This window comes from Trichocoleus sp. FACHB-262 (genome assembly GCF_014696035.1).
Lineage (GTDB): Bacteria > Cyanobacteriota > Cyanobacteriia > FACHB-46 > FACHB-46 > Trichocoleus.
In genome coordinates this window covers 1-19,289 of sequence record NZ_JACJPK010000028.1, presented here as the reverse complement: position 1 = coordinate 19,289, position 19,289 = coordinate 1, and the positions used below count along the sequence as shown (strand labels likewise).

At 47.4% G+C, this 19,289-nt stretch carries 13 protein-coding genes; all 13 read right to left on the bottom strand.

What is annotated here, in order from left to right; translation table 11 throughout:
• Nucleotides 1-687: 687 nt before the first annotated feature.
• The 13 genes from H6F68_RS05755 to H6F68_RS05695 all read right to left on the bottom strand — a co-directional run bounded on the left by H6F68_RS05755 (nucleotide 688) and on the right by H6F68_RS05695 (nucleotide 19,170).
• Nucleotides 688-1,020 (bottom strand): DUF302 domain-containing protein, encoded by a 333-nt coding sequence (locus H6F68_RS05755; RefSeq protein ID WP_199299928.1) that lies wholly within the window; start codon nucleotides 1,018-1,020, stop codon nucleotides 688-690.
• A 55-nt stretch (nucleotides 1,021-1,075) separates the two neighbouring features.
• On the bottom strand, nucleotides 1,076-1,723 hold the full coding sequence (locus H6F68_RS05750; protein WP_190557215.1) for an isochorismatase family protein: 648 nt from the start codon (nucleotides 1,721-1,723) through the stop codon (nucleotides 1,076-1,078).
• Between the two features lie 30 nt (nucleotides 1,724-1,753).
• Nucleotides 1,754-2,503, bottom strand: a complete 750-nt coding sequence (locus H6F68_RS05745; RefSeq protein WP_190557213.1) for an SDR family oxidoreductase — start codon at nucleotides 2,501-2,503, stop codon at nucleotides 1,754-1,756.
• 511 nt (nucleotides 2,504-3,014) lie between these two features.
• Nucleotides 3,015-3,743: an alpha/beta hydrolase gene (locus tag H6F68_RS05740; protein ID WP_199299929.1), complete on the bottom strand. Its 729-nt coding sequence runs from the start codon at nucleotides 3,741-3,743 to the stop codon at nucleotides 3,015-3,017.
• A gap of 240 nt (nucleotides 3,744-3,983) precedes the next feature.
• Nucleotides 3,984-4,373 carry a DUF6130 family protein gene (locus tag H6F68_RS05735; protein WP_190557209.1) on the bottom strand — a complete coding sequence of 130 codons (390 nt, stop codon included), beginning with the start codon at nucleotides 4,371-4,373 and terminating at the stop codon, nucleotides 3,984-3,986.
• Nucleotides 4,374-4,474: 101 nt separating this feature from the next.
• Entirely contained in the window at nucleotides 4,475-5,470 is a 996-nt protein-coding gene (locus tag H6F68_RS05730; RefSeq protein WP_190557207.1) for an alpha/beta hydrolase, read from the bottom strand.
• A gap of 125 nt (nucleotides 5,471-5,595) precedes the next feature.
• The gene (locus H6F68_RS05725) at nucleotides 5,596-7,098 is read right to left on the bottom strand and encodes a SidA/IucD/PvdA family monooxygenase (protein ID WP_190557205.1); all 1,503 of its coding nucleotides are present in this window, start codon (nucleotides 7,096-7,098) and stop codon (nucleotides 5,596-5,598) included.
• A 258-nt stretch (nucleotides 7,099-7,356) separates the two neighbouring features.
• Entirely contained in the window at nucleotides 7,357-7,986 is a 630-nt protein-coding gene (locus tag H6F68_RS05720; protein ID WP_190441393.1) for a response regulator transcription factor, read from the bottom strand.
• Nucleotides 7,983-10,817, bottom strand: a complete 2,835-nt coding sequence (locus H6F68_RS05715) for a PAS domain-containing protein (protein WP_190557203.1) — start codon at nucleotides 10,815-10,817, stop codon at nucleotides 7,983-7,985. The genes H6F68_RS05720 and H6F68_RS05715 overlap by 4 nt, the downstream gene beginning before the upstream one ends.
• Nucleotides 10,818-10,883: 66 nt before the next feature.
• Nucleotides 10,884-11,486 (bottom strand): DsbA family protein, encoded by a 603-nt coding sequence (locus tag H6F68_RS05710; protein ID WP_190557201.1) that lies wholly within the window; start codon nucleotides 11,484-11,486, stop codon nucleotides 10,884-10,886.
• Between the two features lie 280 nt (nucleotides 11,487-11,766).
• Nucleotides 11,767-12,396, bottom strand: coding sequence for a response regulator transcription factor (locus H6F68_RS05705; RefSeq protein WP_190557199.1), 630 nt, complete (start codon nucleotides 12,394-12,396; stop codon nucleotides 11,767-11,769).
• 6 nt (nucleotides 12,397-12,402) lie between these two features.
• Nucleotides 12,403-18,348: an AAA family ATPase gene (locus H6F68_RS05700; protein WP_190557197.1), complete on the bottom strand. Its 5,946-nt coding sequence runs from the start codon at nucleotides 18,346-18,348 to the stop codon at nucleotides 12,403-12,405.
• Nucleotides 18,349-18,774: 426 nt separating this feature from the next.
• On the bottom strand, nucleotides 18,775-19,170 hold the full coding sequence (locus H6F68_RS05695; protein ID WP_242065371.1) for a DDE-type integrase/transposase/recombinase: 396 nt from the start codon (nucleotides 19,168-19,170) through the stop codon (nucleotides 18,775-18,777).
• Nucleotides 19,171-19,289 lie beyond the last annotated feature (119 nt).

The following is a 19,289-nucleotide window of genomic DNA, read 5'->3' as shown; positions in this document are numbered from 1 at the left end:
GTTATTCCAAGTCACAAGAGATGCTGGAAGCCTCTATTTGCTTATTGACCTACTATCTGAGACATTGGAAAGTACTGGTTCCTGTCTAAATCATTCGCTCTTTGTGCAACGCCCAAGACTGCATCCCCCAGTTCAAACATCGCGTCATGGGATCGTCCTAAACACTGGTAGGCAGTTTGACGAAATGCCTTCAATTTGTCAGCATTCATATCGGCATCTGAGAATTGGTAGTGCTTTTCTCAGAATGCCAGGAGCAGTCAGTTTATTGATCTGGCTGCTCTTTCTTATCTGCTTGCTGCTCTGCTTAGTCTAAACTCCAGTTGCTTGATTGTCAGCCAGGAAGCAGGGTTTTGGACGGTAAAGATCAGCGTTACCCTAAATAAAGCTCCCATAATTCATAGCTGCTGGTGAATCAAAGCAGTGGTAAGGGTTCGCACTAGAGGAGTATCGCTAAGTTGAACTAGGCGTTGGAGTCTTCGTAGGGCTTTAGAACTATAGAGCGATTGATTTTTGAGGGTCGGCATGGTTAGCTTCGTACCAAGGATGTATCCACCAAACGTTCTGCGAGAAACTAGCGATCGTAATCGCGATGTTTGGATTTGAATGATTGAGAGATGGCATGGGTCGCTGTTCTAAGCCAACATTTGTTCAATCAAAGGTGCGATAACCGCAATGTTTTTGACCCATTCATCCGAGAGAGAACCGCTGCTTCAAATAATTGGGATCGTTGTAACTTACCCAAACTTGGCTGTCAGCCGCTTCCCACGCCAGTATTTTCAGGGGTAAATCCAGGGCGATCGCAGGTTCTGCTACCATCAATAGCGTCCCAGCTTTCGGGTTACCAAACAGCAATAACTGTGTTGGGTGCAAGTTTAACCCAACCTTTTCAGCTTCCAACCTTTGATCAATGCGGGCAAAGATAGTGATCTCTTTTGCCTGTAAAACGGAGACCAAGCGATCGATGGTTTCAGTAACCGGATACGGGCTGATCTGATTGATGATACCGTTTATTGCGCTCATAGTAATAGGGTTACTCCTTAGGTGAATGGCTTGGAGGAATACCTTGATACCTTAATTACGCCATTGCTTTGACAACGTCGTCTGTAGACAAAACAGCGTTAGCAAGATAGCCAAAGTTGATCAACGCGGCCTTATAGCCATCACCTAGCTCTGGATGCTGCGGAGCAGCCGTCGCATCCTTAACGACAAGGACTTCAAATCCTTGCTCTAGCAACTCGCGCAGATGAGCTTCAACGCAAAGATTGGCGAGCATGCCGAGTAAAATAACCTTGCTCATGTTGCGCTTACGTAGTTGCAAAACCAAGTCGTTGTTCTGTGGCCCATAGACTTTATGAGGATTGACGACGATGGTTTTGCCGTCTTCAATAAAGGGCTTATAGCGTTCGGGCCAATCGGCACCAGAACCCACAAATCCGTCGAGGCTTAGGGAACCAGTGCGAGCAAATTCCTTAACCTCAAGCATCATCTGCTCCAGATTGCCGGCAAATTTCCAGCCGTGGTCGGTGGGGTAGTAGTAGTGGGGAGAGATGAAAACTTCAAAGTCGTTCCGCTTTGCGGCTTTAAAGATGTGCTCAATGTTCTCAACGGTCTTGTTTGCTTTGACGCTATCCCCGACTAAATCCCAAGAAACTCCTGTTTCACTCAAAACATCGTTTTGTGGATCAATCACAACGATTGCGGTGTCGGTCTTGTTGATATTCATGATTGTCCTTGCGATCGCCACTAAATGCCTTTAAATCTGTGCCATCCCGCCATCAACAAATAACTCAATGCCGTTGACAAAGCTGCTATCGTCCGAAGCAAGAAAAACCACAGCTTTGGCAATCTCATCCGGTGTGCCAACTCGCCCGATGGGGATGCTGATGGCCTGGCTGTCCACAAATTCCTTTATCTGCTGCTCATTCAGCCCAAGCAGCTCGTAGCCTGGCGTCAGCACCACGCCGGGGCTAAGGGCATTCACCCGAATCTTGCGATCCTTGAGGTCGAGTGTCCAATTGCGGGCAAACGATCGCACCGCCGCTTTGGTCGCGCTGTACACGCTGAAGGCTGGCGTGCCTTTGACCGAAGCCGTTGAGGCATTCAGAATGATTGAAGTTCCCTCTGGCATTAGAGGCAGAGCTTTCTGCACAGTAAATAACAGACCTTTGACGTTGGTGTTGAACGTTTTGTCAAAGTGTTCTTCAGTAATTGAGCCGAGCGGGACGATCTCTCCTCCCCCTGCATTGGCGAAGACCACATCCAATCGACCTTGCTTTTGCTTGATTGTAGTGAACAAGCGATCGAGGTCTGCCATATTAGAGACGTCGCTCTGCACCCCCACAACATTTTCACCAAGCGCATCTACAGCATCATCTAGTTCACGCTGGCGGCGGCCTGTGATAAAGACATAGGCTCCTTCGGCAATAAAGGCCTTAGCAGTAGCGAGCCCGATGCCGCTGGTGCCGCCGGTGATAAGCGCAACTTTTCCTTCTAACTTTTTCATGATCATTAGCCTTGCAAAGAATAATTGGTTTTGAGCGTGCTATTCGTACCAAAGATCAGGAACAGAGATCACGCTGCCGCTGTTTCAATCAGTTTGGCAAGCTCATTGGGATGAGAAACAGGGAAACGTGACTAGAGTTGACTTCAATTGTTTTAGCCCCCATCTATCGAGCCATAAATCGCTGGAGGTCAGGATTAATAGCCCGCTCGGCTTGAGTTACGAGGTACCAAGAAAGAATGGTTTTTCAGGCGGTTTCATTCATAGATTGGTCAAAAGCTGTGCTAGCAATTGGCTTTTAGATGACTGCCATGAGCTGCACCTCAGCATCCGGTATATCCTGAGCAGACAGATCGTGAAATCTATTGCGATCGGCATAGAGAAAATTTGCTACATCAGACACAATTGCCGTGCTGGTTGAATCTGCTGCGTATCTACGATTCAACCGCTCACCGTTTCACCAACATCCGGTGCGAAACACCGCCAATTTTTAATGTTCATCAGTTTTTCCTTGCTATGGCGCAGTTGCAGCATGCTCGATGATCTCAGCGACCGCATCCGAATGAGAAATCATCACGACATGAGATGAGCCACTTACAACAACGGTTTCCTTTGAGTTGGCTCGCTCCGCCATGAAAGCATGCACCGCTGCTGGAATGTTCAAGTCCCGTTCGCCATAAATAAACCAGGACGGGATAGATTTCCATGCAGGCGCACCGGAGGCTTCAGTAAACGCGGCTTCCACAATCGGACGCTGGGTACTAGCCATCAGTTCCGCGTCACTAGCGGGCAGATCCGCAGCAAATTGGGCATGAAACTTGCTCTGCTGAATGTATAGGTCTTTGCCACCATCGGGCAGGACAACCGGCGGTGCGAGGGTCGGCGTGAGCGTGCTGCCCGGATAACGTCCTGAGAGTTCGGCGGCAGTCTCGCCTTCGTCAGGAGCAAAGCCAGCAACGTAGACCAGTGCTTTCACATTGTTGTTCCCATTAACCGCATTGGTCGTTACCGAACCTCCGTAGGAATGTGCAACCAGCACGATGGGACCATTGATGTCTTTAAGGACGCTAGCAACATAGTCTGCATCACTCTTAACGCCACGTAGGGGATTAGCCACAGCAACCGTTGGGTAACCTTTCGGAATCAGTTTGGCCAATACACCATTCCAACTGGAAGACTCGGCGAACGCGCCATGAACAAACACGATCGTGGGTTTATTGTCTTGTGCACTAGCAGTATTCATGATGGCTCCCAGAGAGGTGATTGTAATAGTTCCTAAAAAGAGGATGATAATCAGAACCAGGCGAATGCCGTTTCTGAAGGTAGGCATATTCATGTTGTAATTTCCTCTGAGTTATTTCGTTGGATAGATTGCAACCGTGACGTGAGAAATTGACGGATGTGGGTTGCGATAATGTTCGCGAAGCATGTGCTTTACATTCAGCGCTGCGAAGTGTCGATCGCATCGTTTCACCGACCTGATTCATCGCTTAAGATCGGGCACTGTGAACGTCACTGTTTCGCTGGTAATCACTTTGTGCGTAGGATCTGCTAGTTCGATCAGCACCTTGTGTAAACCAGGTTCCAGACCAACTAGAATGATTGTTTCACCACTGGCATCGACAAAGTGCCACGGCGCGCCATCAACGGTGATGTGGATATGTCCGATACGAGGCGATACATCGAGCGCACCTTTGCCGAACACGAGCAACACGCGCAAATTCTCCGTTCGATACTGAATGAAGACACGTCCCTGGGCCAGCGGTTCGGGAAGTGGCGGATCGACAATTAGCTTGGGTGGTGCTTCGTTTTCGATCGCGATCAGCGGAGATGAGCCGATGATGTCCTTGGCGCTTGGGGTGTAATTGATCATTATTGATAGGTATTTGAGAGAGGAAGAGGAACGCGGAATGGGAAACGCGGTGACGCGAAATTGAATGAAACTTCTCCGTGTCCCCGCGTCTCCGTATCCTCTTATTGCAGGTGTTTCTTCAATTCAGCAGCAGCCTGAACAAACAGAGAACGAACTGCCGGAACCTCGGCTAAACCAGTCAGCAGCCCAAAATCATGAATCATGCCGTTGTAACGCACGGTTGTCACTGTCACTCCAGCCTCATCGAGCTTGCGTCCATAAGCCTCGCCACCATCACGCAAAATATCACTCTCTGCCACCTGAATTAACGCTGGAGGCAAGCCTTTCAGTTGCTCAACCGTCGCCTGTAGGGGAGAGGCATAGATATCCTTGCGCTTTTCTGTGTCAGGGATGTACATGTCATACATCCACTTCATCCCTGGTGTAGTTAAGAAACGTTTGTCACCAAATTGATGATAAGAATCCGTTTCAAAACTAGCGTCTACAATCGGCCACATCATAATTTGCAACTTGATGTGTGGTCCTCCTTTTGCTTTCGACTGCAAAGCAGTTACTGCTGTCATATTTCCGCCAACACTGTTGCCGACAACTGCCAGGTTTTTACCATCAACTCCAATTTCTTCCCCGTGCTCAGCGACCCATTTAGTGGCAGCATAGATCTCATTAATTGCTTGTGGATACTGAGCATCTGGCGTGCGCGTGTAGTTGACAAAGACACCCGCAAACCCAGAAAGCACAACGAGATTGCGAACCATGTGCTTGTGCGTTGGGTAATCGCCCAATACCCAACCGCCGCCATGAATAAAGATGAAAACAGGCAATATGCCTTCGACCCCTTCAGGTCGCACGATATTGAGTGTAATCGTGTAACCATCAGCAGTAATCGTCTTCTCAGACTCTTCAATGCCGGAAAGATCGACTGGAACAGAAGCCTGTGCATCCACGAGTACTTGACGTGCTTCGGATGGAGGTAATGTCTCTAGAGGCACACCTCCTGAATTTAGCTCCTTCAAAAATGCCTTTACCTCCCTGGAAAGACGTGGATCATCTGCAACTTCCAAAATCTTTGCTGTTGGTGAGTTTACTTGAGCAACCATGATATTCTCCTTTGATAAGTAGTAAACAATTTGTTGAAATAACACTGTCAAGTGAGTTGATTTAACAGTGATGTTTGATCAGCAGTGATTGTGGAATGGCAATCACTTTCTACTGACATCTTTTCTCAGTCAGAACGATTTGTTACTGGTGAAAAAGCTGTTGACCTAGCGGATTGCTGCTCCGATGGTTGTTTCCACACCGCAGCCGCATAGAGCGAGTTCTCGAAATCGGGGGCAATATCGCCTGTGATCCTTGCCTCATGATGCGCCCAGTCCTTAAAGAACAAGTCGTGACTGATGCGCGATACGATTGCAGGTACGTCACGGCGGATGCTGTGAATGTCACCCACTGGCAAACCGAAGCTAACTAAACCAGCCGGATTAAAGACGTGAATGTCTTTCAGGTAAGGGGCAGTGCCAAGTACTTTCTCTTGGTATTCGTGGGCGTTACCAAGGTAAGGGTGCATCCCCAGATTGTCGTCGCGCAAGTCTTCTGGTGGCTCGTAGCGATCGCGCCAGAGGGCAATATGCTGAGCGAAGTCGGCTAGTTCGGGACGCTGTGTTGGGTCAACGAAGTAACCCGTGCCAGCGATCGCAAAATCAAACTCGAAAACATCATCGTTCACCTGGATGGCAATGCGTTCGCCCTTGGCGGCGGCTTCCGCATCACCCATTTTCCGTGCCGATTTCCAAGGTGCAGATAGGTGGATGTGAAAGTTTGGGAATGCGATCGCTCGCTCAATCGACTTTGGTGGTGGTGCGGTGCCTGCTTGATGAAAGCGCCAAGCCTGTAACCAGCGGGCTGAATCGGGTAGTTGGGGATAGTTGTCGTAAGCGCCAGGGTAATCTCGTACCCGGAGTAATGACAGAGATGCGATCGCCGATCGCCGTACAAATAGGTGTACTGCCTTAGCGCCTGATTCCAGCGCCACTCCTGCTGCATCGAAAGCTGAAGCCGCCGCACCTAGCACTGCCACAGTTTTGCCGCGCAGTGCTTCAAAATCAATGGCATCGACGGTATGGGCGTACAGCGTGCGGGGTAAGTCAGCCAATACTGGAGGTATGTATGGACCACCAGTGCCAGCCACGCCATTGGCGAAGATAATTTTGCGCGTAGTCTCCACCTGCGGGACACCGTTTACCTCAAAGTGTAGACGGAAGAAACCTGTGGCTGGCTCTATCCGCACCAACTTCGTTTGGTAACGAACCTGGATACCGAGAAAATGCCGATACCAACTGAGGTACTCAGCCCAATCCACCCGCTCAATGCGATCGATCTCCGCATAGGCTGCCGCACCGTGTCGAGCTTCGTACCAGGCTTGGAAGGACAATTCTGGGATTCCTAGTTCTGGACCAGGCAGATTCTTTGGCGTGCGGAGCGTTCTCATCCGTGCTCGCGTCAACCACACCCCTGCATGAGCTTCGTCATCTGCTGCATCGATCTCCGTCACGCGCCCGATTCCAGCACGCCGTAGTGCAAATACAAAGGTGCTACCGCTGCCGCTGCCACCGATTATCGTGACATTGTGATCAATACCAGGGCGATCGGGTACCCAGTTCTCGGGATCGGGACCAAGCAGGCGCAGCGCTTCGCAGGCAGCAAAATTGGAATCGATCGTTGTTGTCATGTCGATCTCCTCAGCTCTTGTTGAGATGGATGAAAAATGGAATAGCAAACAACCAAGCTGTTGTCAGGTTCTTGTTCGCAGATTCAGATTCGAATTTGTTTGTATGTTCTTAATGTAAAAGGCAACCTCAAATCTGTCGCCAATTCAGGGTTTATGTTTTGAACCACAAGATGATCGCTATTTGAGCAACCTCAGGTGCTGGCATAACACCCACCTTAAGTTTAGGTTTATCACCCATTTCAAGTTCACATAACTAAGCTACAAGCTAGCGATTCCTCGCTTCAGAGCAATAATGGTCGCTTGTGTGCGGTCTTTCGCTCCCAGTTTGCTCAAGATGTGGTTGATGTTCGATTTAACAGTGCTTTCAGCAATATTTAAGGCAGCGCTGATTTGCAGATTGCTCATCCCCTGAGCTACCAATTGAAGGACTTCTAGTTCGCGATCGCTCAACTCTCGATGGTTTATCCGCTGCGCTAGTTTAGCGCCAACGTGAGCGGGAATGTATTGCTGACCCCTATGAACAACATGAATGGCACTGAGGAGTTCCTCAGGTTCGGCATCCTTGAGCAGATAGCCCTTGGCTCCGGCGCGTAATCCTCGATAGATATCTTCATCCCCATCGTAGGTTGTCAGGATAATAATGTGTGCGTGGGCAAACTCAGCACAAATTGCCATCGTTGCATCCACACCACTCACCTGCGGCATCCGTAAGTCCATTAAGGTGACATCAGGCTGTAGCTGGCGATATTGGTCGATCGCTTCCTGTCCATTGCCCGCTTGACCCACCAACGTCATATCTGGTTGATTGTCAATCATTGCAACCAGTCCTTGTCGCACAATTGCGTGGTCATCAATAATTAAAACGCGAATAGCTGTAGGCTGACTCATGTTGCTGACTCCCGCTGTACAGATACGATCACTGTTGTTCCCTGCCCCAATTGGCTCTCAATCGAGAGCAGTGCGCCAATGTGTTCTGCTCGTTCGGTCATACCCGATAAACCAAATCCTCGACTGATAGTGGTAGGACTAACTTCAAACCCGCGTCCATTGTCTTTAATGCGTAAATAGCACGAGACGGGTTCATAAACTAATTCAATCCGGATTTCGTTCGCGTGAGCATACTTGACTGCATTGGTGAACGCTTCCTGTCCAATTCTCAAGAGGTTATTCTCAGCGTCAGGGGGCAACGTATAGGGCGTGCCGATCACCTCATAAGTCAGGCGGGCCTCTGTTGAGGATTGCATCGTGGCAACAAATTGCTCCAGCGCTGTCCAGAGGTTGCCATCTTCTAGTAACTGAGGACGCAGTGCTGCAACGGAACGTCGAGCCTCTATCAGTCCGTTACGAGCTAGCTCACGCACGATATCAATATGAGTTTGTATGGCTTCTGGTTTAATGGTCACTAACTGAGAAACGGTTCCCATGTGAACCAGAACACCTGTAAAGGCTTGCGCTAGCGTGTCGTGAATCTCGCGTGCCATGCGGTTACGTTCTTCTAAAATTGACGCTGCTTCAGCACGTTTGCGTTCACGTAGTGCAGCGTCTCGCTGTTCGCTAACATCCAAAATCACTCCCAACATTCGTACAGGTTGTCCTGCTCCGTTGTAAATGCCTCGACCCCGGCCAACTAGCCAGTGAACACTTCCATCTGGATAGAGCACGCGATATTCAGCTTCAAAATCGGTATGTGTTGCCAGTGCGAGCGCAACTGCTTGCTCGACTCGCTCAACATCCTCTGGGTGAACCCGATCGCGCCATACTTGATAGCTACTCTCCACTTCGTTAGAAACTAACCCCAGCAATCGAGCGTGGTTATCATTCCACTCGGTTGTATTCTCCAAAATATTCCAGTTCCAACTGCCGATATGGGTCAAGTCCATTGTCAGCCTGCGTTGCTCTTCACTGTATCGCAGAGCGCTTTCCACTCGTTGACGCTCTTCAATCTCTTGAGAAAGCAGCAACGTTCGCTCAGTGACTTGCTGTTCTAAGGTCTGGCTATATTCGGCTAAAAGCTTCTCTGCTTGCTTGCGGTCGGTGATGTCTTGAAAGGCGGCGATCGCATACAAAATGTTGCCAGACTCATCAAAAATTGGAGTCCCCCAACTTTCAATCGGAATAATCCGATTCCCCTGGTGAATTTCGATATCATCCACCCTGCCCTGTTCACCGTTTAGTGCTCGTATCATCATCAGTTGTTCAGTTGGGTAAGGGCGATCGGTTCCTGCCACATAAAGTTGATAGACCTCGACAATTTGCTCTGGGGTAATAGATGGCAGTACACCTTTGCCCAAGAGTTGGATTGCCTTCTGATTTGCGTAATAAGGGCGACCCGTTGCGTCCAGAACCGTGATTCCTACCGGAACCGACTCCAAAATTTTCTGGAGGCGGGTTTCACTTTGGGCAAGGGTCTGGTTTAAAGACTGCATTTTGGCAAATGCGATTTGAAGCTGGTGTGCCATCTGGTTGAACGATCGAGCCAGTTCGCCCAAATCGCCCGATCGCTCAATTTCTACCGTCTGATTCCATTCCCCGTCTGCTAGCGCTTTTGCCGATTGACTGACGCTAACGATCGGTTTAGTGATCCAGCGGGCAATCAAAATGCAGATCACAATGCTAAGCAGCAAAGCCGCAATACAAAGCAGAATCGTCGTCTGAATGCTCTGATTAATCTTTGCCATGAAATCGGATTCAGGCAATACCGTAACAATCAGCCAATCCAGCCCACGAGTATCTTTGAATGGCATTACCTGAATTAACTGCCGCCTGCCATCGAAATCAAAATCAAGCTGTTCCGCAGTTTGGATCTGCCACAAATTGCTGAAATGTTCGCGCAAATAGGCAGCAGTCGCTCGTACGGTAGGGTTACGGCTCTCAACTGCGGACAATCGATTTGCCACCGCTCCACTACTGATAACCGCCTCTCCGGTGGAGGTGGCAACCAGTTGTCCTGAGCGCTCTAAAATAAAGGCGATGCCTGTCTTGCCGATTTGCAGGCTCGCCAAAAAACGACTCATCTCATTCGGCAGAAATACATCGGTGGCACAGACTCCCAACAGCGATCGATCAGTAGTGCTATAGACAGGCGTACTGGCAGTGATCGTTGGCAATTGGCTGGCAAAGTCGGCATAGATTCCACTCCAAACGGGTTCGCCTGCCGTCACCGCTGCTTTGAACCAGGGACGAAGCCGTGCATCAAAGGGTTTGTTGCCTTGACTGACTAACTGATCTCCCTGACCGTTGCGATCAAGACTGTAGCCGTAGAGTTTATGATCTGTAGTAACGTTACTCGATCGCAGTTCAATGGACCGATCGGCAGGGCTACGTCGCACCCCTAGAAGAGAACCGGTGCGATCGCCACAGTAGATATCACTCACCATTGGATAAATCTGAATTTGCTGCCAGAGGGGAAACTCACCTTTGACTGCACTAGGGACAATTTTTCCCTGAGCGAAGGTACTGGCATTAAGCCGATTGATGTTATGGGGTATCTCGGTATAGGTTTGTAGTTTGCCTTCGATCCGGTTCGTCAGTTCGCGTCGCAGTTGACTGGCGAGATCGTTGATGGCTTCCTGCCTATTTCTGAAGGAAAAATACCCTACTAAGCCAACCGTCACAAACGTTTGCAGCATAAACGGCACAATCAAAACCGTCTGCAATGGTACCGTTCTAGAAACTCGAGCTACAGCTTGCTTGAGGAACATATTGGGTAAGGAAATCATGATAAGAGCCGCACTGATGCAGTTGATTATCGAAACTACTAGTCGTGGAAAGCTTCAGCGAACGTGCTACCGCACGGGCTGCGCCAACGCAACGAGTAGTGGCTCAAGCTCTAAATCGTTTCCATAACGCACACCGTTGATAAATAAAGCTGGAATGCTAACCACCCCGCTCTCTATTCCGCTGGCAATGTCTTGATCGATGTGATCAAGGTACACTTTCCGGGCAATGTCTCGAATAAACTGAGTCACATCAAGTCCCAAATTGTCAGCGTATTCTGCTAAATCCCCATCTCCCAGCTCTTGCTGATGCTTCAATAACATCTCGTGCATCTGCCAAAACTGCCCCTGTGCTGCTGCTGCTTCTGCCGCTGCTGCTGCCTTTTGAGCTTGAGGATGGATTTGAGGTTGAGGAAAATGTCGGAATATAAAGCATAAAGAACCTCTTCTAAACAAGGTCGCCTCAAACTGGCGTTGAATCGCCTGAATTGAGGTATAAAGTTCACCGCATTGAGGACATTGATAATCCCCATACTCAACAAGCACAACGCGGGCATTCAACTCTCCCTGTCGATGGTCTTGCTCAGAAGGGGGTACAACTAATTGATTGCGTTCACTCTGTATCTCCGTTAGATAATCGCTAAGGGCGTCGTCAGAAATAATATCGCTCATTCTAAATCTTTGAGGAAAAAAGATTCATCGCGTGTACTCTGAAATCTTTTCCCTTCAACCCCATAATCGTTTGTGTGGGTTTAGTGTATGAGGCTTGCTTAGGATTGTAGTCAATTTATGGTCTGTATTTTGATCAACTTGAGGAAGTAGAACGAACCGAACTTAAGTTGGGGTTTGGATCAAACTTAGGTTTAATTGTTTGCTTCGTAAACCGATATCCTTCGCTCTACAGTGATGACTGGCGACGATTGTTAATCCAGGCAGAAAACCATCTTTGTTTCTATAAGTTAGCAATTCCGCGTTTCAACGCAATAATCGCTGCTCGGGTGCGATCTTTGACGTCTAGCTTGCTTAAAATTCGGTTGATATGAGTCTTCACTGTACTTTCACTAATATTTAGAGCCGTGCTAATTTCCTGGTTGCTCATCCCCTGCCCGACTAACTGGAGAACTTCTAGCTCACGATCGCTCAGTTCTGGGGCAGTCATCCGCTGGGCTAGCTTAGCAGCCACATTGAGGGGAATGTACTGTTGCCCCCTGATCACTGTCCGAATTGCTGTTAATAGTTCTTCTGGCTCAGAGTCCTTCAGTAAATATCCCTTTGCTCCTGCTCGCAATCCTCGATAAATCTCTTCATCAGTGTCATACGTGGTCAGCACAATAATCCGGGCGTTAGGAAACTCACTGCAAATCACTGTAATCGCCTCAACGCCTCCCATCTCAGGCATCCGTAAATCCATCAAAGTCACATCAGGCTTCTCGTGCTGAAACACTTCAATCGCCTCATGCCCATTTCGCCCCTGACCAACAATGAAGATATCTGGAGCCTTCTCTAACATCCCGATCAAACCCTGGCGAACAACGGGATGATCGTCTACAACAAGAACGCGAATGCGGCTGGGCTGATTCATGCTGACTTACTCCCGATCAATAGATACCACGATCTCCGTCCCTTGCCCTAAGTGGCTTTGAATCTTTAGTTCAGCTTTAATGCGTTCAGCCCGTTGTGCCATCCCCAGTAGACCAAAGCCATTTCTCATCGCCTGGTTTTCTATATCAAATCCCTGCCCATTGTCTTTTATTCGTAAGATGCATTGGGTCGTTTCATAGACCAGTTCAATTCGGATTTCATGCGCTTCGGCATATTTGATTGCATTTGTCAAAGCTTCCTGCCCAATCCGAAACAGATTATTTTCCAAATCACAGGGTAAGGGATAGGCTGTACCAATGACTTCGTAGACGATTTGGGTTGCGATCGAGGAGTCCAATTGAGCAGTAAGACGGTTTAAGGCATCCTGTAGGTTGCTGCTCTCTAAAAGGTATGGGCGGTGTAGTGTCTCTACTGAACGACGTGCCTCCGCAAGTCCAGAACGAGCTAAGTCGAGGATCTGAGTGAGGAGAGTTTGCGCTTTTTCTGCATCCATCGTTACCTCATCGGAGGCAGATCGAGTATGAATGATAATACCTGTAAATGCCTGTGCTAAAGTGTCGTGGATTTCCCGTGCCATGTGGTTGCGCTCTTCTAGAATAGAGGCTGCTTCAGCACGTTTGCGATCGGTGATATCTCTTGCTAGCCAAATCACAGCATGGTCTGAAATGGGAGAAATACGAGTTGCAAACCAGGTTTCTCGTCTTTCCATCACCAAACTATACTCTACTGTCAGAGGTTGCTGAGTGAGCAATGCTTGCCGAATATAGTCAAGAAATATATCGGCTTGCGATCGCTCAAAGATTTCGTATAATGTTCGGCCCACCTGTTCATTGATCGGCTGATGTAACTTCTCTAAAAGGATTGCTCTCAAAATATTTCCTTCTGCATCCACCACCAAGAGCGGATCGGGCATGGCTGAAAAGAGCGCACGCAGTTCTGCTTCGCTTTGCTGTAAAGCTGCCGTTCGTTCTGCTACCTGTTGCTCTAGGGCACGGTTGTAATCAGCTAACAGTTTTTCCGATCGTTTCCGCTCCGTGATGTCTTGAAAAGCCACGATCGCGTAAGCCACGTTCTTATGTTCGTCAAAGACTGGAGTTCCCCATGCCTCAATAGGAATAATCGTCTCGCCTTGGTGAATCTCTAAATCATCGGTTCTTGTCCGTTCGCCCCTTAACGCTCGGACGATTGGCATCATCTCAGATGCACAGTTTTGATCCGTCCCAGCCCGATAAATTTGATAAACCTCTGCCAGCTGATCGGGTGTTACGGTAGGATCAACGCCTTTGCCTAATAGCTCAATGCCTTGTTGATTGACATAGTAAGGGCGACCCCCCGTATCCAAGACCCCAATTCCTACTGGAACCGCTTCTAGAAATTGATTGAGCTGATTTTTGCTATCGCTTAGCTTTGAGTAGAGTTTGGCATTTTCGATTGAAATGGCTGCTTGGGTTGATAACAGATGCAAAACCTGCGATCGCGTAGCGTCTCCTTCGGAGAATCGTTCTGGTGTGAAAGCTCCAGCCGCTAATTGGTTTTCCAGGTACAACACACCAACCAATTTACTTTGATTCAGCAGTGGCAAACAGAGTAGTGATTGAGTGTGGTTGCGTTGAATGTATGGATCGTTGATAAAATTCCCTTCACGAGTTGCATCACTTAAAATCACAGATTGATGAGTTCGGATCACATACTGAATGACTGATTCAGGCAAACGGTTTACAACTGGAATCGATTGCAACACTTGCGTAGCAGACACTTGCTCACCCTCATTCAGTTCACAAGCAGCCTCAATCACCCATTCTCCTGAGTTTTCTAAAATCAAGCATCCGGTTTGTGCACCAGCGTTCTCAATTAGGATCTGCATTAGAGAATGGAGCAACCGCCCCAATTCAATTTCACTCGAAATTGCTTGAGTTGCTTTCATCACCGTCGCTAAATCGAGAGCAGTATGTGAGGTACTTGAAATGGTTCCGGTCGTGGTGCGAACTTGTGTAGAAACTACGTTAGAAGACTGAGGAAACAGTTGAGGATAACGAGTTTCTAAATCTCTAGCCTTTGCTGTTGCTCCCCATCGTTCATAGCAATAGTGAGCTTCCTTCATGTAAAGCTGGGCAAACTTTTCCAGACCTCGCGCTAAGTAGTGTTTGGCGGCTAATTCATAGGCCAATGCTTCTTCTTGCAGATACTCGTTGTTCTTAGCTCCTTGAATGGCTTGTTCATACAAGTTTTCTGCTACAGAAAGTTGACCCAAGACTCGCGCATTCTCTGCCTCAACGAGACAAAACTTGTGTAAGAAGTTTTCTGGACAACTATCTGACCATGCTTTCAAGCGCTCCTGATTTGATCGAATCTGCTCCAGCGCATCCCTTTGTTCTGCTTGAGATAGACTAGGATACAGGTTGAGTAGAATCAGAGAACCATAATAGAAATAACTACTGTAGATTGTAAATCCTACGATAGAATTTAGGATCTTTCCCGCTTCAACGAGATAATAGCGACCTTGCTCAAAATCTGCTGTTAAACAGGAAAGATGCATTCTGAGAATGTAATAAAGACAAATTGAGAACTGTATTTGTGAGGTTTCACCCTGATGAACTATTTTTTCTGTCTCCCTGAGCGAGCGATCGTGTTCCTGTGCCGCTTGCCCTAAAGTAAGTTTTGCGATGAAAAATTTAGCTCCAGCCAGTGCTACCTTCGCAAGCTCATCCTGAATCTGCTCCGCCACCAGTTGATATTTTTTGTTGTCTTCTGCAACAGTTGTTAAATTTTCTCCTTGAAATAAGCGATTAAAAATGTTACCGACTAAGTTATAGGCTGCAAACTGTACATCTCCCGACTCCATGCTTGCCAAAAAACCTTTGTAATTGATTGTAGCTGCCCCTGCTAGAGGCTTTGACCAAACTTGAATAAAGCCTCCAAACAACATCTCAGCCTTACACTGCTGGGATTTACTGTTTAGCTTGTAGCTAAGCTGCACTGCCAAATCTGCAAACTCATAGCCTCGTTGATATTGCCCTTGCATCAAGCCTAAGAGAAGACCATAATTTGCATAAGCCTTAATAGACTCAGCAATATTTCCATGTTCAATGGAGAGACGAACTACTCTTAAACTGACGAAGCAGTAAAGTTCAATACTAGCCGTAATGTAAGTTGGTATATCTACAGCAATTAGCAATCTAATCATTGCTTGAATCACCGGATCACTCACTGTTGGTAAAGTTAAAAGCGAGGAAATTGAGCGATTTTCTAAGCTTTCGGCAACAGCAGCAAACTCTTCACGGACTAATTCTGTCAAATTCTTGCCTTTAATCTCAATCCCCAACTCATGCAATCCGATTAGACCTGTTTGAACTGCTTCCTTACATTCGCCTTGTAGGGTATATTGAGTGATTTGAAAAACATGAACATCTGCGCGATCGACGGCAGAAGAAATGTGTTCTAAAGCTACCTTGGTTGTGGCATTTAGTTGCTCATATCTAGCATTGCTCAACTGTGCTGCACAGAGAGTCCGATACAGGTTGAACATCAAGCCGTATTGACTCATCCAAGCCTCTGGTTCGAGCAAGCCAATGGCAGTCTCAAGATACCGAATCGCGGCTTCATAAGCTGTAGAAGAGATGGCTTTTTGAGCGGCAGCCAGATTAAGTCGTGCTATTTTCTCTTTTTCATCTTTCTGGGTCAGAAATGATTGACCGAAGTTGATGTGGTTGACAATATCAAAAAGCATCTCACTTTGTTCGATCTCAGGTAGTCTGCTGAGCAGGAGTTGTCCAATAGAGTAGTGCGTTACTTGCTTTTGATCATCAAGAATCAAAGCATAGGCAGCCTGCTGTACTCGGTCATGCAAGAACTTATATTCTTGAACTAACAAGTCCTCATCTAATTCAGACAGAGGTTGAATGAACCCTCCTTGTACCGCTGGTAGTAAATCCTGAAAAACCGTTTGGGGCGATTTCTTACACACGATCGCCAATGTAGCTAAATCAAATTCAGAGCCGATGCAGGCAGCTAACCGGAGGATTTGCTGGGTTTCTTCTAGTAGTTTCTTCAGCTTTAAGAGCATCAACTCCACCACATTATCAGTAATGTTTTGGGCTTTAATCTCAGCAATGTTCCATCGCCAGCTTAAATGTGATCCGTCAAAACTCAACAAACTTTCGCTATACAGCATTCTCAAAAATTCGCTGACAAAGAAAGGATTGCCCTCCGTTTTTCGTAACACCAACTGAGCCAGAGCACAAACGGTTTCATCATCCTGATGCAGCGTCTCAACAATCAGCTGACTCAACGGTTCCAGCGTTAAAGGTGCTAGGACAATCTCCTGAAGCACCGCCCCTTGTTGTCGCAGCCTTTCCAGCATTAATACTAATGGATGCGTTGAGTTTACTTCATTATCTCGATAGGCTCCAATTAAAAATAGATATTGAGTCTGTTCATCCAGCATCATCAGTTCGATTAATTTGAGTGAGGCTGAATCGATCCACTGCAAATCATCTAAGAAGATCACGAGCGGATGCTCCTTAGAACAAAACACTCGAATAAACTGCTGAAAAATGCGATTGAAACGATTCTGAGCTTCCACAACTCCCACTTCCGGTACGGGCGGCTGCTTACCCGTAATCAACTCCACTTCTGGGATCACATCAATTATGATTTGCCCGTTACTTCCCAAAGCTGCAAGTAGGCGCGATCGCCACTGTTGCACCTGCTCATCGGGCTTACTAAGGAGTTGCTGCACCAATTTTCGTAGGGCATCGACGATGGCACTATAGGGAACATTGCGCTGGAACTGGTCAAACTTACCAGAGATAAAATAACCGCGCTTTGCTGTGATGGGTTTGTAGAGTTCTTGTACTAACGCCGATTTACCCACTCCAGAATAGCCAGAGACTAACAGCATTTCAGCAGACGTTGGAACATTATCACTCCCTACATCTCCGTGTCTCTCTATCTCCGTGTCACTTCCCCCTGTTACTCTCTCAAATGCTGCCAATAATGCGGCTGTCTCCATGTCGCGTCCATACAACTTCTGGGGAATTTGAAACTGGTCTGAAGTATCTTGCAGCCCCAGTCGGATGTAATTAATTTGACCGCTTGCTGCTAATTGTTCAGCACACTGTTCCAAATCTGCTTTGATGCCCCAAGCGCTTTGATAGCGATCCTCCGCATTCTTCGCCATTAATTTTAAGATGATATCTGAAACGGCTTCAGGGATCGTTCCATTGAGTTCATACAGTGGAGTAGGCTGTTTAGCAATGTGACAGTGAACTAACTCTAAGACATCTGTTGTGGGAAACGGCAGTTGTCCAGTTAGCAGCTGGTAGAATGTCACCCCGAGTGAGTAAAAATCGGTGCGGTAGTCGATCGTCCGGTTCATCCGCCCGGTTTGTTCTGGAGAAAGGTAGGCGAGTGTGCCTTCTAAAACATGCGGACTTTTGAACGTCGGATTTGTGCGACTGAACTGAGTGGCAATGCCAAAGCCAATGATTTTGACAACACCTGTATCGGGATTCAGAACAATGTTTCCAGGATTAATGTCCTTGTGAATAACATGAGCAGCATGAATTTTGCCTAGAATATCTGTGAGGTTGATGGCAAACTGGAGAAACGTGTCTAAGGGCATGAAACAGGAGCCTGAACGTTGCTGTATCCAGTAATCTAAGGACTCACCCCCAAAGTCCTCTAGCAGGGTAACGAGGGTACGCTGATACGCTTGCTGGCTGTAAGCTTTGATCACGCCTTCTAGATTTAGAGAACGGATAATCGCATATTCCTGCCTATAGCGCGTTAATTCTTGAGGGGAAGGATAATCTTGCTTCAGTACCTTGATGACAAGCGCTCGGCCATCCTCCTCATTCATGCCTCGATAGACCAGAGACACTGAGCTCTCGTAGCTCTTGCGTTGAATGGTAACTCCAGGTAAAGCAATCATTTGAATTTTCTCCTGATGAAGTCATCCCTCAGATCTAACAAGCAGCTACACTCATACCACCGTAGCGATCGCCTACCACTATCCCTTGTTGTTATAGCTATGTTCCATTCTTCAACATTCGTTCAACTCACACCACTTAGGTTCGTTTAAGTTCACTTGAGTTCATCAAGTTGACCCCCAACTTAATGCGGTTGTGTCGCAAAAAAACTAGGGTAGCAAAGCCAACTAGAGAATTAACCACAAATTTCGATAAGCTATGAACGGGATGTGATTCGCCGAGACGTATGGCACGAAGTAGCCCCCAACCAATAGCGACGAAAGCAAAAGGGCTCAAGTGTGTTCGCCGCAAGTGCCCCAACTGTGGCAGCTTGAGGTTGTGTCGCAAAAACTTATAAAGGACAAACGCTCGGTATCGTTGGCATTTCCTTAAGCAGCAATTCCAAAAATCGCTTCGATAAATTTCACTTCAGACACACTGTCCCCTTGGTTGACTCCTTTTACTTGTCCTTTGCGAATCATATTCATCGCTTTGATTCTGCTCAACGTTCTTCTTGCACTATTGAACGTCTTCAACCCCATCATCGGTTTTACAACTCGTTTAATATGACGATGATCCTGCTCAATGATATTGTTGAGGTATTTGCTCTGCCTTAATTCGGTCTCTTGTTCAATCGTCTCTTCTGCTTTGAGCACCTCCAGTGCCACTGGATAAGCAGCATTCTTGTCCACTGTAATGACTCTTGGAGGTTGGATGTGCTGACCCTTGAGCACTTTACGGAAAAATGGTGCCGCTGCCTTGCTATCCCGCTTTGCGCTTAGCATAAAGTGCTATGCATTGTCACATCTTTCTTCACAAGTAGAATAATCACAAAAAGCCTTATCCAGGATGTAATTGAGCGATCGCCATCTCTCCTGACTCCCCTATGGCGATCGTAAATTTT

Bases quoted from the DNA above. Each gene is read 5' to 3' on its own strand.
- H6F68_RS05755 (WP_199299928.1), bottom strand. From the start codon at position 1,020: ATGAGCGCAATAAACGGTATCATCAATCAGATCAGCCCGTATCCGGTT.
- H6F68_RS05750 (WP_190557215.1), bottom strand. From the start codon at position 1,723: ATGAATATCAACAAGACCGACACCGCAATCGTTGTGATTGATCCACAA.
- H6F68_RS05745 (WP_190557213.1), bottom strand. From the start codon at position 2,503: ATGAAAAAGTTAGAAGGAAAAGTTGCGCTTATCACCGGCGGCACCAGC.
- H6F68_RS05740 (WP_199299929.1), bottom strand. From the start codon at position 3,743: ATGAATACTGCTAGTGCACAAGACAATAAACCCACGATCGTGTTTGTT.
- H6F68_RS05735 (WP_190557209.1), bottom strand. From the start codon at position 4,373: ATGATCAATTACACCCCAAGCGCCAAGGACATCATCGGCTCATCTCCG.
- H6F68_RS05730 (WP_190557207.1), bottom strand. From the start codon at position 5,470: ATGGTTGCTCAAGTAAACTCACCAACAGCAAAGATTTTGGAAGTTGCA.
- H6F68_RS05725 (WP_190557205.1), bottom strand. From the start codon at position 7,098: ATGACAACAACGATCGATTCCAATTTTGCTGCCTGCGAAGCGCTGCGC.
- H6F68_RS05720 (WP_190441393.1), bottom strand. From the start codon at position 7,986: ATGAGTCAGCCTACAGCTATTCGCGTTTTAATTATTGATGACCACGCA.
- H6F68_RS05715 (WP_190557203.1), bottom strand. From the start codon at position 10,817: ATGATTTCCTTACCCAATATGTTCCTCAAGCAAGCTGTAGCTCGAGTT.
- H6F68_RS05710 (WP_190557201.1), bottom strand. From the start codon at position 11,486: ATGAGCGATATTATTTCTGACGACGCCCTTAGCGATTATCTAACGGAG.
- H6F68_RS05705 (WP_190557199.1), bottom strand. From the start codon at position 12,396: ATGAATCAGCCCAGCCGCATTCGCGTTCTTGTTGTAGACGATCATCCC.
- H6F68_RS05700 (WP_190557197.1), bottom strand. From the start codon at position 18,348: ATGATTGCTTTACCTGGAGTTACCATTCAACGCAAGAGCTACGAGAGC.
- H6F68_RS05695 (WP_242065371.1), bottom strand. From the start codon at position 19,170: ATGCTAAGCGCAAAGCGGGATAGCAAGGCAGCGGCACCATTTTTCCGT.